Below are 25,561 nucleotides of genomic sequence, written 5' to 3' on the forward strand. Positions count from 1 at the left end.
AGCCATCAACCCCGGTGTAGCCATCAGCCCCGGTTCGGCGGGCGTCAAGCCAGAACCACCGCGCACCGCCACAGCAGGACCGACCGCGGCTGTCCGGCCGGCCCTGCCTGGGCCTCGACCTCGACCCGCAACCACGCGAGCCCACCCCCGGCAGCGAGTGCCTGGGTGGACTCCACGGTGACTGTGCTGCTCAGCGAGTCACCTTCGTAGACCGGGCCGGTATGATCGCACCCGTCCCAGCCGGCGACCGTGACGATGTTGGGCAGTGCACGGCAGACCTGGGCTAGCGCCAGGCCGATGGTGTGCCCGCCATATACCAGACGCCGCCCGCCCGCGGCGATCTCGTCGTGATGCACGGTGGCGATGTTGAGCGTGAGCCGGGCCAGTTCAGGCGCCGAGGACACCACGTCGGCGCCAACCACCCGCCAGCGGCGGCCGACCGCGATATCGGCGAAATGCTCGCCGCCGCGCACCTGCTCGCGGAAGACGTCGAGCCGCCACGGCTCGACCGCGGCCACGAAGTCCGCCGGGGAGGGGTGTACACCGACCTCGTCGAGGTCATCGTGGTGACCGGTGTCCGCGTCGAGATCGGCCAGGGGCAGCATCGCGCAGCGCCAGAAATCCAGCACGGGTCGCAGCTGCTGATCCACCGTACGGACCCGCAGGACCGCCAGCCCGGTCGGACGGCGCCCCGGCCTGGGCCGGTTCTGCCGCAACCCGACGACCTCCGTGGTGGTGGACAACGTGTCGGCGATCGCCGGGAACCGACGGAACACGAAACCCCGGTAGAACAGGTTGGCCCGCACGTGCTGCGTCGCCAGCGTCGACTGCCCGATCGCGATATCCCACACCAGTGCGGGATGAGCAACCGGGCACCGCCCGGCCACGGCGCGGGCCAAGCCGTCGTCCAGGGGCAGCCGCAAACGATCGCCCACGATCGCCTGATGCATCGCCGCGTGCCCGCTGCTCAACGTGACCGACGGCGCGGCGTCGAACACGTGCCCGACCGCCAGGTGTTCGAAGTACGGACCCTGCGCCGAGACGAGCGGGCTGGCAGCCCCCGCTGTCGACCTGCCGCCGCCCACCGCTCGGCTCCTCCCTGCCTGCCGCCACTGCCTGTCACCGATCACTATTGGCCGTACATTATCTTTTAGGCGGGCAGGTGCGCCGCGGGCAGGTGCGCCGCAGACACGGGCGACCCAGGCACGGGCGACCCAGGTGTGAAACCGGGCGATCCAGGTGTGGCCCCGCGCTGGCGAGAGTCGGGAGTTGTGGATGGAATCGACCGCCGAGACGTTGGCCCGGTGGGCGCACGACTATGTGCCGAGTGCCGCGGACCTCGACCTGGCGCAGCGCTCACTGCTCGACACGATGGCTGTCACGCTCGCCGCCCGGCAGGACGATCTGGTGGCGCTGTCGGCCGGGTTGCCGGACGCGGCGCGCTGGGCGGCGGTCGGGCACGTCCTGGATTTCGACGACCTGCACCTGGAGTCCACCACCCACATCAGCGTGGTGTGCGTCCCCGCGACGCTGGCCGTCGGCGGGGACGCCCGCGCCTACCTGGCGGGAGCCGGGATGATGGCGCGGCTCGGGGCGGCGCTGGGCTGGTCGCACTATGCCGGCGGCTGGCACGCCACCTGTACGGCCGGGGCGCCGGCCGCCGCCGTGTCCGCATCGGTGGCGCTGGGCCTGTCGACCGAGCAGATCGCCACGGCGATCGCACTCTCGGTTCCCGCGGCCGGCGGGGTGCAGCGGGCATTCGGTTCCGCCGGCAAGTCCCTGCAGGTCGGCTTCGCCGCCGACGCGGGAGTTCGGGCGGCGAGGCTGGCCGCCGTCGGCGCCACCGCGGATCCGACCGCGCTGGACGCATGGCTACGACTGGTCGGCGGCGACCCGGACCGCATCGACGTGACCGGCCCGGCGGTGCCCGGCGGGCTGGCGATCAAGATTTTTCCCTGCTGCTACGCACTGCAACGCCCGATCAGCGCACTGCGCGAGCACCTGCCTGCCGACGCCGTCGCCTCGGGCATCACCGCGATCGAGGTGAGCACACCCGCGGGCGCGGTACAGCCGCTGATCCACCATCGGCCCCGCACCGGGCTGCAGGGGAAGTTCAGCCTGGAATATGCCATCGCCGCCGCGCTGCTGGACCCCCATCCCGGCTTCGGGAGCTTCACCGACCTCGCCGTGACCCGACCCGAAGCCCAGCGCCTGCTCCAGCTCGTAGCCGTCACCGAGACCCCCGGCGGTGACGGGCTGCTCTCCGGCCGCATCGACATCACGCTCACCCTCAGCGGTGGCGCCCGGTACTCGGTGAGCCAGCGGCTGCCACCCGGGTCGCCCGGGCGGCCACCTTCGGATCAGGACCTGCGCGCCAAGATCGCCGACTGTGGCCCCGACGTTCCCGCGCTGCTGACCGGACTGGACTGGGCGCGTGCCGCGACGCTGCTGGCAGACCACCTGCCTGGCCCCCCGCCTGGCGCTCCTGCCGCCCGCACGGGCGGACTGGACGGACTGGACGGACTGGACGGACAAGGATCGGCGTGACATGATCGAGCACCAGCAGCACCGCCCCGAGTCGGGCACGACGCCGGGCGCCGCGCCGCGATCCTCCTCGCAGCGCTCCCCCTCGCCGCACGTCCCGCTGCCGTTGGCCGGGGTGACCGTGGTCAGCCTGGAGCAGGCCGTCGCGGCCCCGTTCGCCACCCGCCAGCTGGCTGATTTCGGCGCGCGGGTCATCAAGATCGAACGGCCCGACGGCGGCGACTTCGCCCGCCGCTACGACGTGTCGGTGCACGGCCAGTCGAGCTACTTCGTGTGGCTCAACCGCTCCAAGGAATCCCTCACCCTGGACGTGAAGACCACCGAGGGGCGCGCGGTTCTGGAGGAGCTGCTGACCGAGGCCGACGTGCTGGTGCAGAACCTCGGCCCCGGCGCCGCCGCTCGCCTCGGCCTCGACGCCTCGGCCCTGGCCGACCGGCACCCTCGGGTGATCCCCTGCACGATCTCCGGCTACGGCACCGACGGGCCCTGGGCCGACCGGAAAGCCTACGACCTGCTCGTGCAGTGTGAGACCGGCCTCGTGTCGCTGACCGGTAGCCCGGACCAGATGGCGAAGGCCGGGATCTCGGTCGCCGACATCGCCGCCGGCATGTACGCCTACACCGGCATCCTCACTGCCCTCTACCGGCGCGCCACCACGGGGGCGGTCTCCACGGTCGAGGTGTCGTTGTTCGAGGCCCTCGCCGAGTGGATGGGTTCACCGGCCTACTACACCCGGTACGGCGGGCGGCAACCGGCACGGGTCGGCGCTCAGCACGCCACCATCGCCCCCTACGGCCCGTTCACCACCGCCGAGGACCAGACGGTGCTGCTGGCCATCCAGAACGAACGCGAATGGCACGCCTTCTGCCGGATCGTGCTCGACGACCCGGCCCTGGCCGAGGACCACCGCTTCGCGACCAACTCCGCGCGCGTCGCCCACCGCGACGCCCTCAACGGGGTGATCGCGGACCGATTCGCCGCGCTCGATACCGGCACAGTGCTGGCGTTGCTGGCCAAAGCCGGTATCGCCAACGCCCGGCTGAACTCCGTCGCCCACTTCCTCGACCACCCCGTCTTGACTGGCCGCGACCGGTGGCGCACCGTCGCCACCCCCGGCGGCGACATCGGCGCCCTCCTGCCCCCGGCCACCCTCACCGACCTGGACCCGGTGATGAACCCCGTTCCCGCCCTCGGCGAACACACCGACGCCATCCTGCGCAGCCTGGGCCGCACCGATACCGCCATCGCCGCGCTCCGTGCCGACGGCGTCATCTGACCTCCGCCGACCCCCGGCCCCCCTTCAAAGAGGACCCAGCGTGAGTACCCTGACCGCGGAAGAACAAGCCATCGTCGACACCGTGCGCGACTTCGTCGATCGGGAGGTCCGCCCGGTCGCCCGGGACCTGGAACACGCCAACGACTATCCCGAGAAGCTCATCGAGCAGATGAAAAAGCTCGGCATCTTCGGCCTGGCCATTCCGGAACCCTACGGCGAGGTTGCCGTCTCCACCCCCTGCTACGTCCAGGTCACCGAGCAGCTCGCCCGCGGCTGGATGAGCCTGGCCGGCGCGATGGGTGGCCACACCGTCGTCTCCACGCTCATCCTCACCTTCGGCACCGAGCAGCAGAAGCAGCGTTATCTGCCCGCACTGGCCAGCGGTGAGATCCGCGCCACGATGGCGTTGACCGAACCCGGCGGCGGTTCCGACCTGCAGGCCCTCACTACCAGCGCCCGCCGCGCCGGTGAGCACTACGTGGTCAACGGGTCGAAGACGTGGATCACCAACGCCCGCCGCTCCCAACTGATCGCGCTGCTGTGCAGGACCGATCCGAAAGCCGAGCCCAGGCACAAGGGCATCGGCATCCTGCTGGTCGAACCCGGCGACGGGTTCACCGTGTCCAAAGACCTGCCAAAACTCGGCTACAAGGGCGTCGAAAGCTGTGAACTGTCCTTCGATGACTACCATGCCCCCGTCGATACGCTGCTCGGCGGCGAGGAAGGCCGCGGATTCGCGCAGATTATGAAGGGCCTGGAGATCGGCCGGATCCAGGTCGCCGCCCGCGCCCTCGGTGTCGCCCGCGCCGCGCTGGACGACGCGCTGCGTTACGCCCAGGAACGCGAGGCCTTCGGCAAGCCGATCTGGAAACACCAGTCCATCGGCAACTATCTCGCCGACATGGCCACCAAGTACACCGCTGCCCGCCAGCTCGTCCTCCTGGCCGCCGACCGCTACGACGCCGGCGAGCGATGCGACCTGGAAGCCGGGATGGCCAAGCTGTTCGCCTCGGAAACCGCAATGGAGATCGCGCTCAACGCGGTCCGGGTACACGGCGGCTACGGCTACTCCACTGAGTTCGACGTCGAACGCTACTTCCGCGACGCCCCACTCATGATCATCGGCGAAGGCACCAACGAGATCCAACGCAACGTCATCGCCGCCCAGCTCATCGCCCGAGGGGGAATCACCGTTGCATGAGAGCGCTGGATAGCGCTGTTCATGCCGCCTCGCCTCTCGGTGAGGCACCCCCGGTCTGACCCGCTGGCGCGGTGCCGGGTTCCCGCTTCACAGCCACCGGCCCCGCAGGCGGGGTCTTACGGTCGACTCCACGGGCAGTTTTAACGTCGCCGATGTACTGGCGGTCGACGAGGTTATGCAGGTTGACCGCGGCGTTGGCGTCGCGGTCGATCGCCAGCCCGCAGGACTGGCAGTGAAAGGTAGTGAAAGGTGCGGTCGGCCAGGGTCAGGCTTGGGTTTCGCCAGCCACAGCCGGAGCAGGTCTTCGAGCTTGGATACCAGCGGTCCGCGACGACCAGCCGCGACCCGTACCAGATGGTCTTGTAGGCGAGCTAGCGCCCGGCGGCCCACTCGATAGGGCTGCACGGATCTCAATCTTGTTGTGATCACGAGACGAGGGGGGTCCTGGCGTGGGCCGGTGGGAGGACGAGCATTTTGCCCGGTTGGAGTGTGACGTGCCGGTGCGGGGGCCGGCGCTGATGCTGCACCGGCCGGATGACCCGGTGGTGATCCTGTGACCGGGGGATGGCCGTTGCTGGTCCTGGACGGCGACGGCGCCCTGATCACCAGCTTTCCGCGGGCGGAGTTCGACCGGGCCCACCGGTGGGCGCCTGCCCGGGCCGGGGAGCCGGTGGTGGAACTCCCGATCCTGGTGGAAGACCTGCTGGTACGGTTGACGTCCTCTCTCGCCTGAAGGCGAGGGATTCCAACTCTTACACGCCCACCGGAAGGGGAGGTGCGGAATGTTGAGGTTCGCGGTTCACCGGCACGGCCAACGTCGCGCCTCCCCGCGCAGTCACGGACCGTCCGGCCGCGATATTCCTTGCAGCGTTCACGTCGGCGTTGCACTCGTGCCCGCAGGCGACACACCGGAATCGAGATTGGTTCTCTCTCGATTCGGCGGCCACCTGCCCGCAGACCGAGCAACGCTGACTGGTGTAGGCGGCCGGGATTTTCTCCACCCGTCCGGGGGCTTTCTGTTCCAGCCGTTGGACGAGGAGCCCCCAGCCGGCCGCGAGGATACCCCGGTTCAGCCCGGCTTTCTGCGCCACATTCCGCCCGGGGCTCTCGACCGTGCCCCGGGCCGAGCGGGTCATGCCCCGGATGTTCAGGTCTTCGACGCGGATCAGGTCGTACCGGCGGGCAAGATCGGTGGAGGTTTTCTCCGCCCAGTTTCTCCGCCGGTCGACTTCCCGGGCTTTCACCCGGACAACCTGAGTTTTCAGCCGGCCGCGCCGGTTGCTGCCCCGTTTCGCCCGGGCCAGCCGTCGTTGCAGTCGCCGCAGCCGGGCCGCCTCGGCGGGCCGCAGCCCTGGGCAGGCCAGCAGCTCCCCCGTCGACAGGGCTACGGAGACCGCCACCCCCCGATCGACGCCGACGATCCCACCGGTCCCGGGTGCTTCGATCGGCGCGGGTGCGGCGGCGAACGCCACCTGCCAGCGTCCCGCCCGGTCCCAGGTGACCCGGAACGACTTCGCGTCGGGAACGGTCCGGGAACGACGAAACCGCGCCCAGCCCACCTTGGGGATACGCACCTGCGACCAGCGGCGGTTCACCTGACGGACATCGCCGGGTTTCACCGCGACGATCCGGAAACCCTCGGACCGGCCACGTTTCCGAAACGACGGACGCCGATGGGAACCCCGGAAAAAGTTGGCCATCGCCCTAACGAAGTCCCGCAGGGCCTGCTGCTGCACGATGATGCTGCCCGCCGCCAGCCACGGGTTGCCTTTCCGGGCTTCGGTCAACTGCCGGTTCTGCTCCGCCTACCCCGGTGCAGGTCCGCGCCACGGCCGGTACCACGACTGCTGTTCTACCGCGAGATTCCATACGTACCGGGCCTGCCCGCAATGCTCTTCCATCACAACCGCCTGTTCGACGGCCGGGTAGAGCCGGAACCGGGACATGCTTCCATTCTACCGAAGAAAGGCCACCGAATACCCAGCGAAAGTCGGCGTTTCCTCCCCGGCCTGAAGGCCGGAGCATCCACGCCGAGATCCCGGTGACGGCAGCGGTGGGCAAACGGCAGGCCGTAGTCGCGGTGCTGCTGAGGGCCGGTCGCGTACTGGTCATCCGGCGTGGGCCGCAGGCGCAGAGACCGGGCTACTGGGCTCCGCTGAGCGGCCGGATCGAGCCCGGCGAGAGCCAGGCTGCGGCGCTGGTTCGCGAGGTCCGCGAGGAGGTGGGGCTGGTGGTCACCCCCCTTGCGAAGGTCTGGGAATGCGACACCGACGACGGCAGCTACCAGCTGCACTGGTGGACCGCCGAGGTCGGATCCGACGAGGAACTGATCCTCGACCCGGGCGAGGTGAGCGACGCCCGCTGGGTGACGCCGCACGAGTTCACCCGGCTGGAGCTCACGTTCGCCGGTCACCACGAATTCTTCGAACGGGTGCTTCCGACCCTCGGTTAACCGGCTGTCCGATGTCGAGGCGGACCTGCCGGCGGGTCAGTGAGTGGGGTGGTGGTCGGCCGGCGGGGGTCCGGGGTTCGGGAGGCCGGCGGCGACGGCCCGGGCGCGGACACCGATATCGGCCTGGTCGGTAAACAGCCCGTCGATGCCCGTCTTGAGATAGGCGACCTGTTCGTCGACGGCCCGGCCGAGGTCGCTGGGGCTGGTGCCCACCTGGTAGTCCTTCGGGAGGAAGGTGTTCTCCGCGCGGAAGGTGTACGGGTGCACCACCAACCCGGCGGCGTGGGCGTCGGTGACCAGGGAGGTCGGGGTACCCAGCGTCCCGTCCCCGGCCCGGGGGATGACCTGAAGCTTGTCCGGGCCGATGCCGTTCGCGTAGCGGGCGATCTGCCACAGCCCGGCCAGCGTCGACAGATCCTGGTACGTCCGCGGGTCGCCGGCATAGACGAGGTCGAACGGCGCGCCCGTGGCGGACAGCAGCTGTACCGAGGCCGTGCGCAGGCCAAGTGTGCGCAGCTCGCAGAGATTCGTGGTCTCAAAGGACTGGACGTACACCGGCGCGCCCCGGTGGTTCAGGCCGTACCGGACCAGGATGTCCAGCAGCCGCCGCTCCAGGGGCAGGCCGGCCTTGGCGAAATAGGTCGGGTGCTTGGTCTCCGGGTAGACGCCGATCTCGCGGCCGAGTTCCCGGGACAGCCGGGCGCGTAGATCAAGCAGTTCGGTGAACGTCGGGATCTCGAACTGGCCGTCGTACCTGGTGTTCCGCGGGCGGACCTCGGGCAGCCGTTCCTTGGCGCGCAGCGTCTTCAGTTCGGCCAGGGTGAAATCCTCGGTGAACCAGCCGGTGGTCGCGACGCCGTCGAGAATCTTCGTCGTCCTGCGGGCGGCGAACTCGGGATGCGCGGCGACGTCGGTGGTTCCGCCGATCTCCGGCTCGTGCCGGCAGACCAGGACGCCGTCCCTGGTGGGCACGAGGTCCGGCTCGACGAAGTCGGCACCCAACCGGGCGGCCAGTTCGTAGGAGGCCAGGGTGTGCTCCGGACGGTAGCCGGACGCTCCCCGATGCCCGATCACCAGTGTCGGGCGGCGCTGGCCACCGCCGGAGCCGAGGGCGCCCGCCGGGGCGACCGAGGCGGCTACCGGGGCGAGGAGAGGGACGGCGGCGAAAGGCGCTGCGACGATCCCCGCGAGCACGCGACGACGGTCCACAAGTCCTCCAGCGCAGCGGCGACGACCCTCGCCGACGGAGCGCCCATAAAGCCAACCGGGAACAGCCGACCAACGAACGGACCACGTGTTACCCGCCGTGGTCGCCCAGATGGCACTTTGATGAACCTGGCGCACGAACAGCCGGCCGTAACCATCAGCCGCGCGCAACGGTGACGACCTCGGCCAGTCCGCCTCCGTCGACGTGCGGACCGCGGTGGCACGAGCGGCCCTACGTCCGCCCGGTCGGTACGGGCCGCTACGGTGTAGGGGTCGGCCCTGCCCGGCATGCAGGGCGATGTAGATGATCAGAGAGGGTTTCGACCGGAGGGCGAGCGATCGCGGATCGCCAGAGTTCGACGACAGGATCCGAGCTACGCGTCGATAGGAGGAGCGGACGTGGTCGACTTCGTCCTTCTCCGGCACGCCCATGCCGGCGAGAAACACACGTGGCAGGGGCGCGACGAACACCGTCCGCTCAGCCGGCGCGGCCAGCGCGAGGCGCGGGCGGTAGTGGACCTCCTCCGGCCGATTCCGCTGGCGCGGATTCTCACCAGCCCGTACGTCCGCTGCGAGCAGACCGTCGAGCCGGTGGCGGCCGACCGGGGCCTGCCGGTGCAACGGTGTTCGGCCCTCGCGGTCGGCGCCTCGCCGTTCGACCTGCTCGCCGTGCTCACCCAGGACGACAGCGGGGACGCGGTGCTGTGCACGCACGGCGAGGTGATCCACGTGCTGTTCGAGGCGTGGCGGCGGCAGGGCAGAACGACGCTGGCCGGCCCGGACGACTGCACCGCGAAGGGTGGTGCCTGGATCATCCGTGGTTATCCGGACCGCGAGGCCACCGCCCGTTACGTTGCTGTGCCGGGCAGCGGGGAACGGAACCCGCTCAGCCCGGGGCGGCCGACACCCGGACACCGCAGGTGAGGTTGGCCAGGTAGACCTGGGTGCGTCCGCTCGGGTCCAGCAGCAACGGCGGACCGCCGCGGGCCGCGGTGCCGAAGCTGATCTCCCGGCCGTCGGCGGCGTCGTGGAGCTGCAACCCGCAGTCGTCCGAGCCGGCGAAGTCCACGACCTCGACCCGGACAAGGCCCGAGGGGACCTCGAACGCGTCGGTGTCGCCGGTGCCGGCCTGCTGGGCGAAGGGCAGGACGGCCGTTCCCGATCCGGAGCGGGCCGTCACCGAGCAGCCGGGGTCGTTGGCCTGCCAGTGGAAGCCGCCGACAAGCGGTACCTGGAAGGTCTTCGCACCGTAGACCTCCTTGATCGTCTTCTGCTCGCCGGTGCTGTCGCTGGTCACGATGATCGTGCACCCGTTGTCGGTGCCTTCGATCTGGTCGATGATCGCGAGACGCCACGGCGCGTCGGCGGTGAAGGACTGCCGGCTACTCGTCGAGTTGTCCGCGCTCGAGTTGTTGCCCTCGGCCACCAGCACGGCGGCGAGCGCCCCCGCGAGCGCGAGGACCACGACGGTGCCGGCGCCCACCAGCAGCCAGCGGCGGCGACGGCGTGCCCGCGGCTCGGGTACCGGGGTTTGCGGCGAACCCGGGATCTGCGGCGAACCCGGGATCTGCGGCGAACCCGGGATCTGCGGTGCAGCCGGTGGGGTGGGTGTCCGGGCTGCGTCGGGAAGGATGCGCGTCACTGGGATCTGCGCCCCCCGGGCGTGACCGACGAGCCGCTCGCACAGGTCGAGCGCGGTAGGCCGTTGCGGCGGCTGGCGGTCGAGTGCCTCGCGGACGGGCGCGTGCAGCTCTGGAGCGAGCCGGTCGGAGTCGATCTGGAACTCGGCGGCCGCGATCCGCGACGCCACCGCGTCGGCGGAGCCGCTGCCGAACGGCGGCTGGCCGGTGGCGGCGAAGCAGACCAGTGCCCCCCAGCCGAACACGTCGCTGGCGGCGGTGACCTCCCCGCCCGTGGCCTGCTCCGGCGAGAGCCACCCGGGCGTGCCGACGACTCCGCCCACCGCGGTCAGCGGGCGCGCCTCGGCCGCCGCGGCGATCCCGAAGTCGATGACCTTCGGCCCGTCCGCGGTCCACAGCACATTGGACGGTTTGAGATCGCGGTGGATCAGGCCGGCCGCGTGGATGGACGCCAACGCCTCGGCGAGCCCGGCCGCCAGGATGATCTGCTCCCCGGTGGGCAGGGGGCCGGCCGCCGCGACCTGGGCGGCGAGGTCCGGGGCGTCGACGAACTCGGTGGCCAGCCATGGACGTTCGGCCTCCAGCTCGAAGTCGACGAGCCGGGCGGTGTGGGCACCGCCGACCCGGAAACACGCCTGGACCTCGCGATGGAATCGCGCCCGGAACTGCGGATCGTCGGCGTACTCCGGTCGGATCAACTTGACCGCGACCTGGCCGAGGGGACCCTCGGCCAGGTAGACCACACCCATCCCGCCGGCACCGAGCCTGCCCAGCACCCGGTGCCGGCCCAGTGACCCCGGATCCGTGGCCCGCGGCGGCTGCATCCTGACGCCGTGCGCGTCGCCCGGCACATCCACCCCCGTCTGCATCACCGCCGCCACCGGGCGGATCGCCCCACTATCGCCGAGGCCTGCGACGGTGACGAGAGCACCCCGACGATCGCTACTTTTCGTAGTCGTCGCACGCAACGAGGGTTCGCGACCGCCCCGCCGGCAGCCGTACCGGCCGGGCAGCCGAGGCGACGACAGCCGCGACGGCAGCTATGACGGCAGCTATGACGTCCTACTGACTGCCAGAGCTTGCACATGACGTCAACTTGGTGCCACTATGACGTCATGGACCTTGCGCCGTATGTCGAGAACCTCCGCCGGGAACTCGCGGCAGCCGCGGAAGCCGCGGGTGAGGACGCCCGCGCGCTGGCCGAGCGGCTCACTCTGCCCCTGGACTCGACCGTCAGGCTCGCCCTGCTGGAAGCGCTGTCGGCCGCCGCCGACGAGATCACCCGAGAGTTGGCGCCGGGCTCGGTCGAGGTACGCCTGCGTGGGCGAGACCCTGATTTTGTCGTGACGCCACCGCCGACCGACCACTCGGGGGCGGACGACTTCAAGGCCGCCGTGGTCAGGCAACCGTCCGCCGCTCCAGAAGACGACGAGGGACGTACCTCGCGGATCACGCTACGCGTCCCCGAGCGTCTCAGACCGCGCATCGATGAAGCGGCCGAGCACGAAGGACTGTCCGTCAACGCCTGGCTGGTGCACGCCGTCTCCGCCGCGCTCGACCCTGGTGCCGCGGGACGGCGCACCGGTCCGCACGCAGGCCAGCAGATGGGGCGGCGTTACAGCGGCTGGGTGCGCTAGCCACGCCAGCGTTCACCGCGTTCACCGCGCCAGCGTTCACCGCGCCCGGGCAAGCCACGCCCGGGCTGACGACGCCACAAGGAGATCATCATGCCGACTTTCCGCACCCCCGAGCCGATCCTCGCCGTCATCGAACTCGGGACCGGCCACGTCCGGATCAACGCGAGCGACCGCGCCGACACGGTCGTGGAGGTAAGCCCGAGCGACCCGTCGCACGACACCGACGTTCAGACGGCGCGAGAGACCCTCATCGAGTACGACGAAGGGAAGCTTCACCTCAGAGCACCCAGGAAGAAGGCCCGCTCGCTGTCCGGGCCGGACGGCTCCGTCACCGTGACAGTCGAGCTGCCCACCGGTTCGCGGGTCGACGCGAGCTCGATGACCAACATCCAGAGCACGGGCCGCCTGGGCGATTCCAGCTTCCACACCGCCACCGGCGACATTGACCTTGACCAGACCGGCAGGCTCCGGCTGGGGACCGCCAACGGGAACGTGTCCGTGGGCCGCACGACCGGGCACACCGAGATCAAGACCTCGAACGGCATGATCCGGATCCGCGAGATCGATGGCTCGGCGGTAGTCAAGACGGCCAACGGGGGCGTCACCATCGGTGAGGTGACGGGGGACGCGCGGCTGATCACTGCCTCCGGTGCCATCACCGTCGACCGCGCGCTGGCGGGGGTCGAGGCCAGGACCGCCTCGGGCAGCGTGCGGATCGGCGAAGTGGTGCGCGGCGCAGTCGCGCTCGTATCCGGTTCCGGCCGGCTCGAAGTGGGAGTACGGAAAGGTACCGCCGCCCTGCTGGACGTCCGCTCGGGACGCGGCGGTGTGCACAGCGAACTGACCGCCATCCACGCCCCCGCGCCCACCGACGAGACCGTCGAGGTGCGCGCCCGTACCGGCGACGGCGACATCCTGATCCACCGTGCCTGACCATTCCCGAAGCGCGAGCCGGCCCGGCTACGCTTTCCGCCCGATGGCGCCGTAGCAGCTGACCTGGGCGTCGGTCAGGTCAGCGGGCACGGTGTCATCGGGCCGCCAGCGGTGTGCCACCTCCACCCCCGGGTCGACCAGCTCCAGCCCGGTGAACAGACGCTCGACCTCGGCACGGCTGCGTAGCTGGGTGGAAATCCCCCGTTGCCGGTAGGCCTCGGCCGCCACCAGCAACGTGGGGTCGAAGTCGCCGGTGCCGTGGGTGAGAACGAGGTAGCTGCCGGACGGAAGCACGTCGACGAAGCGACGGAGAATGCCGTGCGGGTCGTCGGAGTCGGGGATGAAGTGGAAGATCGCGATCACGGACAGGGCGATCGGCTGGGTGAAATCGAGGGTGTCGCGCAGTTCCGGGGCGGCCAGAATGCGCTCCGGGTCGCGCAGATCCGCGTCGAGGTAGGCGGTGCGGCCCTCGGGGGTGCTGGCGAGTAGGGCTCGGGCGTGAGTGAGGACGATCGGGTCGTTGTCGGCGTAGACGATCCGGGCGTCCGGGGCGATGCCCTGGGCGACCTCGTGCAGGTTCGGGCTGGTAGGGATGCCGGTGCCGATGTCAAGAAACTGGCGGATCCCGACCTCGCTGGTGAGGTAGCGGATGGCCCGCGTCATGAACGCCCGGTTTTGCCTGGCGGCGGTCCGCGCATTCGGGGACGTGGCCAGCACCTGTTCGGCGACCTCCCGATCGGCGGGGAAGTGGTCCTTCCCACCGAGGTAGTAGTCGTACATCCGAGCGGAATGCGGCTGGTCGGTCCTGAGGTCGACCGGGCTGCGTTCCTCCGCGAGAGTCTTCCACCACTGCCCGCCCGCCCAGTCGCGCTCGCCCGAGTCCGTCACTACAGCCAGCCCCCTCGTATCCCGATGATTCCCCCCCAACTACCCTAGCCCGAACTTCTCAACAAATTTGATCTTGTGTGTCTGTTGGCTGGCCGGCGTTCCGCCTTCCAGGGGCTGACCTGGTCCTGTAGAGGTGCTCCGATCGATACGTTGGCCTCTGGTGGGCATGACCTAAAGATAGTCAGCCTCTACCCGAAGAAGATCAATGGCAGGATGTCGTCCTCCCCGGAGGGGGTGCCCTGGGGCAGTACGCGTCGCCCTGCCCGCCGGAGCGGGCCGAGGTAGTGGCGAGCGAGGCGATCGCCTTCCGGGGCGGCCGGGATGCGGCAGCGCGTCGTCACCGGGAACACCCTCGTACGTGTTCGTCGACGCCGCCGACGGGCACGGCCTGTCTGGTTAGCTTGAGGGCCGCACCGACGCCGCCGCCGCGCTGACTGTTTGCGCCGGGACGAGCGGGTTCCGGCCTGATGGCCGTCGCCAGCTTGCCTCGGCGCAAACAGATTCAACTCTCGCCATTTTCGTGGGATGTTGTCAGCGGCGCAGCGGCGGTGTGACGGGCTCGGGCTGAGGGGCCACGGCCGCCTGGGCTGCGTCCGCGAGCAGCCGGCGCTCTTCAGCGGTCGCCAACAATCCCCCGGGCGCGACAAAACGGGAAGCTACATAGTCCGCTTCGGTGGTGGGTATCGGCACCCGGGTGCGGACAGCCCGTATGCACACCCGTACCGCATCGGCGAGCACGACGAGCACCAGCAGGGCGAACACTATCGCCATGATGCCATCCAAGGTCGAGTTCTGGACGACTTTGTGCATGTCGCTGATGCTCTTCGCGGGCGCCAGAACCCTGCCTTCGTCGAGCGCGTCGGCATAGCGGTGCCGTTGGGCGAAGAAGCCGAGCTTGGGATCGTCCGAGAAAACCTTCTGCCAGGCCGCGGTGAAGGTGACGGCGACATCCCAGCCGAGCGGGACGCCGGGCACCCAGGCCCACCGCGCTCGCCCACTCTTGACGAACAGGGTGGTGACGACCGCCAATGCGATGGCGGCAAGCATCTGGTTGGCCATCCCGAACAGCGGGAACAGCTGGTTGATGCCGCCGAGCGGGTCGGTTGCCCCGGTCCAGAGGAAGTAGCCCCAGGTGCCGACCACCAGCGCGCTGCTCAGCCAGACCCCGGGCCACCAGCTCACCCGGCCGATTGGCTTCCACACGTTCCCGAGCATGTCCTGCAACATGAATCGGCCGACCCGGGTGCCGGCGTCGACAGTGGTCAGGATGAACAATGCCTCGAACATGATCGCGAAGTGGTACCAGAAGGCGGCGAGGCGACCGCCCCCGAATGCGCCTGAAAGGATGTTGGACATGCCGACAGCGAGCGTCGGTGCACCTCCGGTGCGGGCTACCAGCGTCGATTCGCCGACGGCCCGGGCCGCGGAGTCGAGGGCGTCCGGGGTGATGGTGAAACCGAGGTTGGTGACCGCGGACGCAGCCGACGCCGCGGTCTTGCCGACGACCCCACCGGGCGCATTCATGGCGTAGTAGAGGCCCGGGCTGAGCACCGCCGCCGCGATCAGCGCCATCAGTGCGACAAGGGACTCGGTCAGCATCGCCCCATAACCGATGAGCCGGACCTGGGACTCCTTCTGGATCATCTTCGGCGTGGTGCCGGAGGCGATGAGGGAGTGGAATCCGGACAGGGCACCGCAGGCGATGGTGATGAAGAGGAATGGGAACAGGCTGCCGGCGAACACCGGCCCGTTTCCCCTGGTCGCGAAAGTACTGATTGCGTCCGCCTGAAGTACCGGAAATTCGACGAGAACGCCGATGGCGAGCAGCCCGATGGTGCCGACCTTCATAAAGGTCGAGAGGTAGTCGCGGGGCGCGAGCAGGAGCCACACCGGCAGCACCGAGGCGACAAAGCCGTAGCCGACGAGGCAGGCGACCAGTGCCTTCGGGCTGAGTGTAAAGGCGGAGGCGAGGGCGGAGTCCTGGATCCAGCGGCCGCCGACAAGGGCCGCGAACAGTCCGGCGACACCGACGGCGGTGGCCTCAGCGACCCGGCCGGGTCGCAGCACCCGCAGGTAGATGCCCATGAACAGGGCGATCGGGATGGTCATTGCGATCGAGAAGGTGCCCCATGCAGAGGCGGCGAGCGCGTTCACCACGACAAGCGCCAGCACCGCCAGCAAAATGATCATTATGGCGAAGACAGCCACCAGTGCCGCCGTCCCGCCCACCGGGCCGATCTCGTCGCGCGCCATCTGGCCCAGGCTCTTGCCGTCCCGCCGCATGGAGAAGAACAACGTCACCATGTCCTGCACGGCACCGGCGAAAATAACACCGGCGATGATCCAGATCGTCCCGGGCAGATACCCCATCTGTACGGCGAGCACCGGGCCGACGAGCGGACCGGCCCCGGCGATGGCAGCGAAGTGGTGGCCAAACAGGACCCGCCGGTCGGTCGGCTGGTAGTCGACGCCGTTGTCGAGGCGTTCGGCCGGCGTCGCCCGGCTGTCATCCACCCGCAGCACCCGGTTTGCGATGAACCGGGCGTAGAAGCGGTAGGCGATGGCGAAGGATCCCAGGCCGGCGAGCAGGATCCACGCCGCAGAGATCGACTCGTGGCGGGACATCGCGAGCACAGCCCAGCTGATCGCGCCGGCCGCCGACACCGTGGTCCAGATGGCTATCGAACGGAGCCGGCCGGTCCTCCGGCCAGGGCCAGGCCCACGACCGCCGCCAGGCGGAAGGCCGGTTCCGGCAGTATCGAGACGGGTAGTCATACGAGGCGTCCTTTGGCGAGAGCGGCCCGGCCGAGCAGGTCAGCGAGCCCGACATCGGGCGGCAGGTCGGTGCTGAAGTGCCGGAAGCCGAGCCGCGAGCGGCAGTCGACTGTGACATCGCGGCCCAGGAGGAACGGATAGGCGAGTGGATGGGCTACGGCGCTGCCACCGGGATCCGCGTCCACCGGGCGGAAGCCCCGGTGCCGCGGCACGAGCGCCCGCGGCGCGGTGCGCAACCACAGTTGACCGGTGCAGGCGCAGCACAGCCCCAGCGGGGCCCAGTCAAAAACGACTACCTCGCCCTCGCGGAGCGCCGCGCGGGCCCGGTCGGTGAACCGGATCATCGCAGGCCTTCCGGCGCCGTCCCCCGGCTGTGCAGCCGCCAAGCGGCGGCGGTCAGCAGCGCGCTTAAGGGCACCCAGGCAAGCTGATACCAGTAAAAGAACGGCACCCCGGCCAGCCGTGGCTCATCCTGCGCATAAAGCGGGACCGCCAGCAGGGCTGCGAACGGTGTCCCGAGGCACGCGACCGCGGCGGTTCGCCGCCGACGTGCCGCCGCGCGGGCCGGACGACCGGCGGCCGGCCGGCCTGTTGCAGGCACGGGCCCTGCCGGGATGCCTGCCGCGGAGTTCGCCGGGGCACCCCGCTGGGTGTCCCGGCCCTGCTCATCGTGCCACATCCTGATCTCCCTGCATTTTGATCTTCCTGGTGGTAGGCCACCGACTGGCCCAGGTACCCAGGCCGGGTGGTCACGCAGGCCGCGATGGTGTCACCGGGAGAGTTGCTCGCCGCGCCTCCGCGGTTTACGACTCGGTGAGCTAGAGGTTTACGGCTTGTTTCGGGATGATGTCGTGTCAACCGCGCCGGCTCGGTGCGCAACTGGAATAAGGACCGGGCGGGACGACCGGGCGGGCTTCCCCCGGCAACCTCGCCGCGCCGCACGGGAAGCCGCGTGTAACGGAGGGTGTTCGGATGGCCGACGGGACGACCGTGGCGGGATTCACCGTCGTGATAGCAGGCACTTCGTTACTATCGGTAAGGACGCACGCGTTCTATCGGCGGGACGAGCTCCCCTCGCCGGAAGGGTGGGCGCTCGCAGGGCGCCCGTTCGGTGGCGTTCTGACCTGGTTCCTGCTCGGCGGTGCGATCTACACCGCATATACCTTCGCCGCGGTGCCCGGCCTCGTCTACGGGGTGGGCGCTCTCGGCTTCTTCGCGCTGCCCTATACGATCATCGTCTATCCGCTAGCCTTCGTGCTCCTCCCACGTCTGGCGGAGACGGCTCGGCGCCACGGCTACGTCACGGTGGGCGACTACGTGCGGGAACGCCACCAGTCACCGCTGCTCGCGCTCGCCGTGGCGCTGACCGGAATCGTGGCCACCACGCCGTACATCGCGCTGCAGTTGGTCGGCGTCCGCGCGGTGCTCGTTGCCGGCGGCCTCATCCCGCCTGGGCTGCCCGGCGACCTGGTGCTGGCCTCGGTGTTCGGGGTGCTCGCCGTCGCGACCTATCACAGCGGCATCCGCGCTCCGGCACTCGTCTCGGTCGCCAAAGGAATTCTGATCTTCCTGGCGGTCTTCGCCGTGGTCGGACTCGTCCTAGCCAGACTCGGCGGACCCGGCGAGATCTTTGCTGCGGCACGGCGGAACATGGCCGCGGACGGCTTGCCGGATCCGTCACTCACGCTGGAGCCGTCGACGTTCGCCGCGTTCGCGAGCCTCGTGCTCGGCTCGGCGATGGCCCTGCTGGTGTACCCACACGTGCTCACCGCCGCCTTCGCGGCGAAGAACCCCGACGTCCTGCGCCGCTCGGCGGTCACCCTGCCGGCCTGGACGGGCCTGCTCGGACTCTTCGGGCTGCTCGGCGTTGCCGCCTTGGCCGCGGGGGTACGCGCACCCCGCGGGCAGGCCGAGGCAGCTGTCCCTCTGCTCGTCCAGCAGCTGGCCCCGCCGGTTGCCACCGGCGTCGTCTTCGGCGCGCTCGTTGTCGCGGCGCTCGTCCCCGCGGCGGTGATGTCGGTGGCGGTCGCTATGCTCTTCGTCCGCAACGTATACGTCGAGTATTTTCACCCCACGGCCACCCCCAAGCATCAGGTCCGGGTGGCCCGCGGTGTCTCGCTGGTGACAAAGATCGGGGCATTCGCCTTCGTGCTCGGTCTGCACGACCAGGATGCCATCGATCTGCAGCTGCTGGGCGGGGTCTGGATACTCCAGACCTTCCCGGCGGTCGGGATCGGCCTGTTCTCCACCTGGCTGCATCGCGGTGCGCTGCTCGCCGGATGGGCGGTAGGAATGGCGGCGGGAACCTGCCTGGTAACCTCCGGCGCATTCTCCGCGGTGGTGAACCTGCACCTGTTCGGGGCGTCCGTGCCGCTGTACACGGCGCTCCTCGCGCTCGGGCTGAATCTGGCGGTCGCCACCGCGCTCACCCCGGTCCTTCACCGCGTCGGCGTGGCCCGAAGCAGCCGGATATCCCAGGTGGACCGACTCCCCCGGCCGGACGCGCCGGGACGGCGGTGAGCGGCGGTGCAGGGCATCCTCAAAGATCCAGCAGCCGTCACTGCCGGCGACGCCGCCACCCTGCTGCCGGCCGGGGAGATCCAGGTGAATCTTCGCGATCTTGATCGGGAGACCGCCCTCACGCGACTCTTCAATACCCACTACGTCTCATTGGTACGACTGGCCGCCCTCCTCGGCGCGGACGACCCGGAGGATATCGCCGCGCAGGCGTTCTACGAGCTTTACCGGCGCTGGCGAAAACTGCGGGACTCGACCGCCACCCTGCCGTATCTACGTAGCATAGTCTGCAATCTCACCCGAATGCGACTACGCCATCTCCAGGTCGTCCGAAAACATCTGGAATGGCCATCAGGCCAGGTAGAATCGGCGGAGACGCAAGCGCTGCTGCGACACGAACAGCGAGCTGTAGTCGTCGCGTTACAGCGGCTTTCGCCGCGCCAGCGGGAGGCCCTGGTACTGCGGCACTGGCTCGGCCTGAAGGAAGCCGAGATAGCCGCGGTCATGGGGATTTCCTGCGGCGCAGTGAAAGCCCATGCGGCCCGGGGAATGGCGGCGCTGTCCCGCGCGATGGAGTCCCAGACATGACGTATCACACCGGGCCGCTCAACGACACCGAACGACGGCTGCGCGACGCCCTGGACGCTCTCGCCGACGGCGTGCCCGTGTCGCCCGACGCCTACCGGCGGGCGCGGGCCACCTGGCGCCGCCGCGAGCGCCGCAGGCGGCTCATCCTCGCCGTCGTCATCGCGGTGGTCTTCACCTTCGCGAACCTGGTCGGCCTGTGGGCGCTCAACCACTGACCGGTGTGGACTTCGCCCGACCGCAGGCTGTGACACACCCGCGTCGCTCCACCTTGTGAATCCTCGCAAGCACGCTTACGCCACACCTCTCCCCTTGACGTGCGCTACTGTGGTGCTCACGGTGTTAAGTGAACAACAGCTAGCCCAGGGAGTGATGATGAGCAGTCGGGTGATGGTGGCGGGCGTCGGCATGGTGCCGTTCGCGACGCCGAGCAGGAGCGACAGCTACGACGTGCTGGCCGAGGGGGCGGTCAGGGCGGCGTTGGCCGATGCTGGGATCGACCTGGCTGCGGTCCAGCAGGCGTACGCCGGCTATGTGTACGGCGACTCGACGAGCGGGCAGAAGGCGCTGTACCGGGTGGGGATGACCGGGGCGCCGGCGGTGAACGTGAACAACAACTGCTCGAGTGGGTCGTCGGCGCTGTTCCTGGCGCGGCAGGCGGTGGCTTCCGGGGCGGCGGACTGCGTGCTGGCGTTCGGGTTCGAGCAGATGCGGCGCGGCGCACTGACGATGCAGTGGGACGACCGGCCCAACGCCTTCGGGCGGTTCGACGAAGTGGTCACCAAGGTGCAGGGCGAGGTCGAGGGGGTGCCGTTCGCACCGCGGTACTTCGCCGGTGCGGGCGCGGCCTACTGTGAGAAGTACGGGATGGACCCGGCGGTATTCGCGCGGATCTCGGTGAAGTCGCGCCGGCACGCGGCCAACAACCCGTATGCGGTGTTCACTGATCCGGTGACCGTGGCGGAGGTTCTTGCCTCGCCGCGGATCCTCGGTTGGCTGACCCGGTTGCAGTGCTGCCCGCCCACCTGTGGCGCGGCCGCCGCGGTGGTCGTTTCCGAGGATTTCGCGCGCGCCCACGGGCTGCGCGCCGATGTGGCGATCATCGCGCAGGCGATGACCACGGATACCCCGTCCTCGTTCGACGGGGACCTGATGCGCCTGGTCGGTTACGACATGACCGCGGCCGCCGCGCGGCAGGTGTACGAGGTGGCCGGGGTGGACCCGCTCGACGTGCGCGTGGTGGAGCTGCACGACTGCTTCACCAGCAACGAGCTGATGTCCTACGAGGCGCTGGGGCTGACCCCGGAGGGCACGGCGGAGAAGTTCATCGTCGACGGCGACAACACCTACGGCGGCCGGGTGGTGACCAATCCGTCGGGTGGGCTGCTGTCCAAGGGGCACCCGCTGGGCGCGACCGGGTTGGCGCAGTGTGCGGAGCTGGTGTGGCAGTTGCGCGGTGAGGCCGACAAGCGCCAGGTCGAGGACGTGACCGTGGCGCTGCAGCATAACATCGGCCTCGGCGGCGCCGCCGTGGTCGCCCTCTACGAGAAGGTAGGCTGATCCGCACCTCGGAGACCGAGGGGGTCGTACCGAGGGGGTTGTCCTGCCGGACCGCACGCTTGCGCCGCCGCGCGGCACCCGCCCGCGTAACCGGCGAGCGCTGATCCTCGGCGCCGCCTCGGACCTGTTCGCCCGCCGCGGCTACGACCAGATCGGCATGACCGATCTCGCCGAGGCCGTGGGGGTCGGTCCGTCCGCGCTGTACCGGCACTTCTCCGGTAAACAGGACCTGCTCCGCGAGGTCATCTCCGCAGGCCTGGCCCCGCTGCGGCGCCTGCTCGATGATCTCGACCTCGCGGACCGTGCCGGCCGCACCGACCGCGCCACGGCGTCGGCCCGGCTCGCCGCCCGCTGCCTCGATGAACGCCACATCGGCGTGCTCTGGCAGCGCGAAGCCCGCCATCTGACCCCTGACGACCATGCTCTGCTGCGCGCCGAGGTCCGCGAGATCGGACGCCGCCTCACCGACCGGGTGCGCGCCGCCCGCCCCGAGCTCGACCCCCCCACCGCGGACCTGCTCACCTGGGCGATGCTGGCCGTGCTGATGAGCCCGTCCTTCCACCACCTGGACCTGCCCCGGCCCGCCTACGACGACCTGCTCGCCGAGCTCACCGACCTCGTGCTGGACACCCCGCTGCCCGGCACCCGCACCGCATCGCCGCCGCGACCAGCCGGACCGCCACCACCGGCCGGACCACCACCGGCCGGACTGCCACTGCGGCCGGCCTCCCGCCGCGAGGCGCTGCTCACCCAGGCGGTGCGGATGTTCGCCACCCACGGCTACGCCGGCGTCGGCATCGAGGACATCGGCAACGCCGTCGGCATCACCGGCCCCAGCGTCTACCACCACTTCCCGAGCAAGCTGGACATGCTGCGCACCGCGTTCCAGCGCAGCACGGCCGCCCTGTTGATGGACGTCAGCGCGATCTATCGGGCTTCGAACGACGCCGCCGACGCCCTGCGCCGGCTGCTCGGCTCCTACCTCCGGTTCACCCAGGCCCACCACGACCTGATCGGGCTACTGATCACCGAGGTCGAGCACCTGCCGGAGGACGAACGCCACGCCGCCCGCCGGGCCCAGCACGACTACCTCACCGAATGGGTTCACCTGCTCCGGCTCGTGCACCCCGAGCTCGACCCCACCGCCGCCCGGATCCGGGTGCACGCCGCGGTCTCCGTCGCCAACGACACGGCCCGCACCCCGCACCTGCGACACAACCCGGGCCTGCCGACCGCGGTCGAGTCGATCTGCGGCCGGCTGCTCGGGCTCTGACCTGGCGCTTCCCCGGACCGGACCGCGCGCGACCGCGCCGGTGGCCACCGGTGGCGCCGGTGGGTTCGATCAGGCCGAACGAGGCGCGTCCGCGGACGGGTGCCGCACCGCCCGCGCCAAGCCCGAGTCCGCGACCAGCCGGGTAACGGTCAGCGTGACGGTGTAGGTGGCGGTGGCGAGGGCAAGGATGGCGAAGCTCGGGGGGATCCGCGGGGCGAGGTAGCTGGTGGTCAGTCCGGCCCAGGTCACCGCGACCGCGACCGCGGTGGAGATCACCATTCCATGGTAAGGGCGAGCGGTGAGCCGGTGGGCGGTGCCGGCGGGTGCGGCGAACAGGCCGAGGAGCAGCAGGGCACCGACGGCCTGGGTGGCCTCGGCGGCGGTCGCCCCGACGAGGCCGAGGAAACCGACCCCGAGGAGGCGGACGGGGACACCTCGGGCGGCCGCGACCGCGCCGTCCAGGCTGGCGAACAGCAGGGGGCGCCCGATCGCGATGGTGGCGAGGCAGAGGAGGACGGCGAGTATGGCAGCCTCCCAGGCGTGGGAGGCGTCCAGGCCGAAGATCGAGCCGAACAGAACGGTGACGCCGGCGGTGCCGTTGCCGGTGTTGCGGTGGGTGGTGTAAAGGGTGAGGAAGAGCACCCCGAGGCCGAGGACCCAGGCGAACACGCTGCCGATGACGACGTCGTCGGCGTGGCCGCGGGGGCCGAGAGCGCCGAGGGCGCACCCGACGGTGACGGTGGCGGCGAACAGGCCGACGCGGGCATCGATCCCGGTGGCCAGGGCGGCGAGTGCGCCGGTGAACGCCACATGGGACAACGCGTCGGCGGTGAAGACCTGGGCGCGCAGGACGAGGAAGTAGCCGACGAGTCCGGCCGCCATAGCAATCCCCGTTCCGGCGATGAACGCATGCTGCATGAACGGGTGCTCGAACATCGCGGTCAGTCCGGTGTCCGCCGTGGCTGCGGTCATGCTGCTGCTCCGGTCGTCCGGGGGACGCGGGCGGCCCGGCCGAGCAGGTCGCGCGCGCCGACGGCGAGACGGGCGAGGAGGTACAGGCCGAAGGAGAAACTGGTGATGAAAAAGCCGAACGGATAGGGCGAGTAGTAGGCCACGGTCAGCCCGGCCCAGGTGACCAGCAGGCCTAGCAGCACGGTGAGCGTGAGACTGAGGGCCGGTCGGGTGGTGAGGACCTGCGCGGTCGCGGCCGGGATGACCAGCAGGGTGAAGACGAGGAGGGTTCCGGTGATCTGGCTGACCTCCGCGGCGGTGCTCCCGAGCAGGATCAGGAAAACCACCGACAGACCCCGCACCGGCACTCCGGCGGCGGCGGCCACAGCTGGATCGAGCGAGGCGAACAGCAGCGGCCGCCCGATGAGCGCCAGCACTGCCAGGACCGCCACGGCGACGGCGGTCAGCGTGAGGACCATGTCGTCGGTGATTCCCAGGAAGCTGCCGAACAGCAGCGTGTTGACCCCGCCGAAGAATCCCTTGTACAGGCTGACGAACAGGAATCCGCAGGCCAGCGCGAACGCCTGGACGGTACCGATGATGGCCGACTCCGCGGCCCGCCCGGCTGCCCCACCCACCCCGGGGACAGCCGCGATGATCAGCGCCGCGGTGAGGCAGAAGGCGAAGTAGCCGTAGGTCGCGCCCAGGCCGAGCCAGATCGCCCCAGCCGCGCCCGGGAAACCGGCCACGGCGAGGGTGTGGCCGGCGAAGGCCTGGCGGCGTAGGACCATGAACCATCCAGTTGCCCCGGCGGTCAGCGCGACGATGGTTCCGGCCCGGAACGCGTTCACCATGAACGGGTAGGCGAACATCTGCCGGACGTCGCGGACCAGGTTCCACGACAGGCCCGCGTCGGTCGCGACCACCGCCGCAGTGATCACAGGTGGCCGGTCCCGTTATGACGGTCGGTGTGTACAGCGGGCGTCTCGGGCTGGCCGACGACGACGAGGCGCCCGTCGGAGGTGGTCAGCACCTCGATGGGGGCCTGGTAGAGCCGGCTTAACGTCGCACTGGTGATGACCTCGGCGGGAGAGCCCGAGACCGCACCGCCGGCGGCGAGGTAGATGACCCGGTCGAGGCTGGGCAGGATCGGGTTGACGTCGTGGGCGACCATCAGCACGGTCACCCCCGCCGTCTGGCAGATAGTGCGGATGAGGGCCGCGACCGCGGCGGCGTTGGGCGGGTCCAGGCTGTCCAACGGTTCGTCGAGGAGCAACAGCCGGGGCCGGCGGGCGAGCGCCTGGGCGATCAGAAGCCGCTGCTGCTCCCCACCGGACAGCCGGCCGATCGGCTGGTGGGCGTAGCCGGTGGCGCCGACCTGCTCGACGAGTTCGGCGACGCGCCGCCGCGCTGTCCGGGCGCGATCTCCGCCGGGCAGCGGCAGACCCCACCGGTGGCCGTCGAGACCGAGGCGGACGATGTCAAGCCCCCGGATCCGTACCGACGGGTCGAAGCTCCGTCGCTGCGGCAGATAGCCGACCTCGGCGCGGGCCCGCCCGGGATGCTGGCCCAGCACCACCACCCGCCCCGCGGCCAGCGGCAGCAGGCCAAGGGCCGCCTTGAGCAGGGTGGACTTACCGACGCCGTTGGGACCGAGGATCGCGACGAACTCCCCCGCGCCGGCCTCGACGTTCACCCCGCTCCATACCATCCGCCTGCCGAGACGAACCGCCGCACCCTCGAACATCACCGCCGACGCAGTCGATGCAGCCGAGGCGGCCGGCCGGTCGGTGCCGGCCGGCGCCACCGCCTCGTCAACCTCGGCGCTCGAGCCGCCGGATCGAGGGTACGCCACCGCCGCCATCCTCGTTACCTTCCGCTTACGTGCCGGTTGCCACTTACTTGCCGGTTGCCTGCGCCAGCGACCCGCGCAGGGCTTCCAACTGGGCGACCTGCCACTCCTGGAACGATGCTCCGGCCGGGACGAGCGTCTCGGTGATGGTGGTCACCGGGATATGGGCCGCCTTCGCCTCCTCAACCTGCCGTTGCACGTCCGGGGTGGCGTTCTGGCTGTTGTAGACGTAGACTTTGATCTCCCCGGTCTTGATCTGACTGTCGATGGT

The 25,561-nt window shown here is 70.1% G+C and carries 25 protein-coding genes and 2 pseudogenes; 13 read left to right on the top strand and 14 right to left on the bottom strand.

Annotation, left to right across the window (positions count from 1 at the left end):
- Positions 1–44 precede the first annotated feature (44 nt).
- Entirely contained in the window at positions 45–1,085 is a 1,041-nt protein-coding gene (locus AC08OV_RS11075; protein ID WP_476615091.1) for a MaoC family dehydratase, read from the bottom strand.
- A 190-nt stretch (positions 1,086–1,275) separates the two neighbouring features.
- Here AC08OV_RS11075 and AC08OV_RS11080 point away from each other — a divergent pair, with 190 nt between their 5' ends.
- The 3 genes from AC08OV_RS11080 to AC08OV_RS11090 are packed head-to-tail and all read left to right on the top strand — an operon-like array spanning position 1,276 to position 5,021.
- Positions 1,276–2,547, top strand: a complete 1,272-nt coding sequence (locus AC08OV_RS11080; RefSeq protein ID WP_476615090.1) for an MmgE/PrpD family protein — start codon at positions 1,276–1,278, stop codon at positions 2,545–2,547.
- A 1-nt stretch (position 2,548) separates the two neighbouring features.
- Positions 2,549–3,820: a CaiB/BaiF CoA transferase family protein gene (locus AC08OV_RS11085; RefSeq protein ID WP_476619622.1), complete on the top strand. Its 1,272-nt coding sequence runs from the start codon at positions 2,549–2,551 to the stop codon at positions 3,818–3,820.
- 40 nt (positions 3,821–3,860) lie between these two features.
- Positions 3,861–5,021, top strand: a complete 1,161-nt coding sequence (locus AC08OV_RS11090) for an acyl-CoA dehydrogenase family protein (protein ID WP_476615088.1) — start codon at positions 3,861–3,863, stop codon at positions 5,019–5,021.
- 173 nt (positions 5,022–5,194) lie between these two features.
- On the opposite strand, the gene AC08OV_RS11095 is transcribed toward AC08OV_RS11090, so the two are convergent.
- Positions 5,195–5,377: a zinc ribbon domain-containing protein gene (locus AC08OV_RS11095; RefSeq protein WP_476619631.1), complete on the bottom strand. Its 183-nt coding sequence runs from the start codon at positions 5,375–5,377 to the stop codon at positions 5,195–5,197.
- Between the two features lie 197 nt (positions 5,378–5,574).
- Here AC08OV_RS11095 and AC08OV_RS11100 point away from each other — a divergent pair, with 197 nt between their 5' ends.
- Positions 5,575–5,754, top strand: coding sequence for a hypothetical protein (locus tag AC08OV_RS11100; RefSeq protein WP_476615087.1), 180 nt, complete (start codon positions 5,575–5,577; stop codon positions 5,752–5,754).
- A gap of 19 nt (positions 5,755–5,773) precedes the next feature.
- Here AC08OV_RS11100 and AC08OV_RS11105 read toward each other — a convergent pair.
- Positions 5,774–6,967, bottom strand: a pseudogene (locus AC08OV_RS11105) (RNA-guided endonuclease InsQ/TnpB family protein).
- Positions 6,968–7,062: 95 nt separating this feature from the next.
- Between AC08OV_RS11105 and AC08OV_RS11110 the strand changes: the two are divergent.
- Complete coding sequence (locus AC08OV_RS11110) at positions 7,063–7,473, top strand: NUDIX hydrolase (protein ID WP_476619623.1); 411 nt, start codon at positions 7,063–7,065, stop codon at positions 7,471–7,473.
- A 36-nt stretch (positions 7,474–7,509) separates the two neighbouring features.
- On the opposite strand, the gene AC08OV_RS11115 is transcribed toward AC08OV_RS11110, so the two are convergent.
- Complete coding sequence (locus AC08OV_RS11115; protein WP_476619624.1) at positions 7,510–8,667, bottom strand: glycerophosphodiester phosphodiesterase; 1,158 nt, start codon at positions 8,665–8,667, stop codon at positions 7,510–7,512.
- Between the two features lie 411 nt (positions 8,668–9,078).
- Between AC08OV_RS11115 and AC08OV_RS11120 the strand changes: the two genes are divergently transcribed.
- A complete protein-coding gene (locus tag AC08OV_RS11120) occupies positions 9,079–9,603 on the top strand; it encodes a SixA phosphatase family protein (RefSeq protein ID WP_476614658.1) in 525 nt (174 codons plus the stop codon).
- On the opposite strand, the gene AC08OV_RS11125 is transcribed toward AC08OV_RS11120, so the two are convergent.
- The gene (locus AC08OV_RS11125) at positions 9,566–11,200 is read right to left on the bottom strand and encodes a serine/threonine-protein kinase (protein WP_476619625.1); all 1,635 of its coding nucleotides are present in this window, start codon (positions 11,198–11,200) and stop codon (positions 9,566–9,568) included. The two genes, AC08OV_RS11120 and AC08OV_RS11125, sit on opposite strands and share 38 nt — an antisense overlap.
- A gap of 234 nt (positions 11,201–11,434) precedes the next feature.
- Here AC08OV_RS11125 and AC08OV_RS11130 point away from each other — a divergent pair, with 234 nt between their 5' ends.
- Positions 11,435–11,956, top strand: coding sequence for a toxin-antitoxin system HicB family antitoxin (locus AC08OV_RS11130; RefSeq protein ID WP_476614659.1), 522 nt, complete (start codon positions 11,435–11,437; stop codon positions 11,954–11,956).
- Positions 11,957–12,046: 90 nt separating this feature from the next.
- Entirely contained in the window at positions 12,047–12,889 is an 843-nt protein-coding gene (locus AC08OV_RS11135) for a DUF4097 family beta strand repeat-containing protein (protein ID WP_476614660.1), read from the top strand.
- A gap of 27 nt (positions 12,890–12,916) precedes the next feature.
- Here the strand turns inward: AC08OV_RS11135 and AC08OV_RS11140 are convergent, their stop codons facing one another.
- From AC08OV_RS11140 to AC08OV_RS11160, 5 genes are all read right to left on the bottom strand, one after another.
- Positions 12,917–13,777, bottom strand: coding sequence for an SAM-dependent methyltransferase (locus AC08OV_RS11140; protein WP_476614661.1), 861 nt, complete (start codon positions 13,775–13,777; stop codon positions 12,917–12,919).
- Positions 13,778–13,965: 188 nt separating this feature from the next.
- A complete protein-coding gene (locus tag AC08OV_RS11145; protein WP_476619626.1) occupies positions 13,966–14,118 on the bottom strand; it encodes a hypothetical protein in 153 nt (50 codons plus the stop codon).
- Between the two features lie 190 nt (positions 14,119–14,308).
- Entirely contained in the window at positions 14,309–16,402 is a 2,094-nt protein-coding gene (locus AC08OV_RS11150; protein ID WP_476614662.1) for a carbon starvation CstA family protein, read from the bottom strand.
- Positions 16,403–16,548: 146 nt separating this feature from the next.
- Positions 16,549–16,896, bottom strand: a complete 348-nt coding sequence (locus tag AC08OV_RS11155; protein ID WP_462188965.1) for a hypothetical protein — start codon at positions 16,894–16,896, stop codon at positions 16,549–16,551.
- Positions 16,893–17,231 (bottom strand): DUF3311 domain-containing protein, encoded by a 339-nt coding sequence (locus tag AC08OV_RS11160; protein ID WP_476614663.1) that lies wholly within the window; start codon positions 17,229–17,231, stop codon positions 16,893–16,895. Before AC08OV_RS11160 ends, AC08OV_RS11155 begins: the two co-directional genes overlap by 4 nt.
- A gap of 293 nt (positions 17,232–17,524) precedes the next feature.
- On the opposite strand from AC08OV_RS11160, the gene AC08OV_RS11165 reads away from it, so the two are divergent.
- The 5 genes from AC08OV_RS11165 to AC08OV_RS11185 all read left to right on the top strand — a co-directional run bounded on the left by AC08OV_RS11165 (position 17,525) and on the right by AC08OV_RS11185 (position 22,487).
- Complete coding sequence (locus tag AC08OV_RS11165; protein WP_476615856.1) at positions 17,525–19,072, top strand: sodium:solute symporter family protein; 1,548 nt, start codon at positions 17,525–17,527, stop codon at positions 19,070–19,072.
- 6 nt (positions 19,073–19,078) lie between these two features.
- Positions 19,079–19,657 carry a sigma-70 family RNA polymerase sigma factor gene (locus AC08OV_RS11170; protein WP_476615857.1) on the top strand — a complete coding sequence of 193 codons (579 nt, stop codon included), beginning with the start codon at positions 19,079–19,081 and terminating at the stop codon, positions 19,655–19,657.
- The gene (locus AC08OV_RS11175; RefSeq protein ID WP_476594187.1) at positions 19,654–19,872 is read left to right on the top strand and encodes a hypothetical protein; all 219 of its coding nucleotides are present in this window, start codon (positions 19,654–19,656) and stop codon (positions 19,870–19,872) included. Before AC08OV_RS11170 ends, AC08OV_RS11175 begins: the two co-directional genes overlap by 4 nt.
- Positions 19,873–20,029: 157 nt before the next feature.
- A complete protein-coding gene (locus AC08OV_RS11180; RefSeq protein ID WP_476615858.1) occupies positions 20,030–21,214 on the top strand; it encodes a lipid-transfer protein in 1,185 nt (394 codons plus the stop codon).
- A 103-nt stretch (positions 21,215–21,317) separates the two neighbouring features.
- Entirely contained in the window at positions 21,318–22,487 is a 1,170-nt protein-coding gene (locus AC08OV_RS11185; protein WP_476619632.1) for a TetR/AcrR family transcriptional regulator, read from the top strand.
- A 69-nt stretch (positions 22,488–22,556) separates the two neighbouring features.
- Here AC08OV_RS11185 and AC08OV_RS11190 read toward each other — a convergent pair whose 3' ends face one another.
- The 4 genes and pseudogenes from AC08OV_RS11190 to AC08OV_RS11205 all read right to left on the bottom strand — a co-directional run.
- On the bottom strand, positions 22,557–23,459 hold the full coding sequence (locus AC08OV_RS11190) for a metal ABC transporter permease (RefSeq protein ID WP_476619627.1): 903 nt from the start codon (positions 23,457–23,459) through the stop codon (positions 22,557–22,559).
- Positions 23,456–24,379: a metal ABC transporter permease gene (locus tag AC08OV_RS11195; protein ID WP_476619628.1), complete on the bottom strand. Its 924-nt coding sequence runs from the start codon at positions 24,377–24,379 to the stop codon at positions 23,456–23,458. The genes AC08OV_RS11190 and AC08OV_RS11195 overlap by 4 nt, the downstream gene beginning before the upstream one ends.
- Positions 24,376–25,302 (bottom strand): metal ABC transporter ATP-binding protein, encoded by a 927-nt coding sequence (locus tag AC08OV_RS11200; protein WP_476614780.1) that lies wholly within the window; start codon positions 25,300–25,302, stop codon positions 24,376–24,378. Before AC08OV_RS11200 ends, AC08OV_RS11195 begins: the two co-directional genes overlap by 4 nt.
- Before the next feature lie 34 nt (positions 25,303–25,336).
- Positions 25,337–25,561, bottom strand: a pseudogene (locus tag AC08OV_RS11205) (metal ABC transporter solute-binding protein, Zn/Mn family); the annotation flags it as partial.

The sequence above is a fragment of the Frankia sp. CeTa3Moorea genome (genome assembly GCF_978021225.1).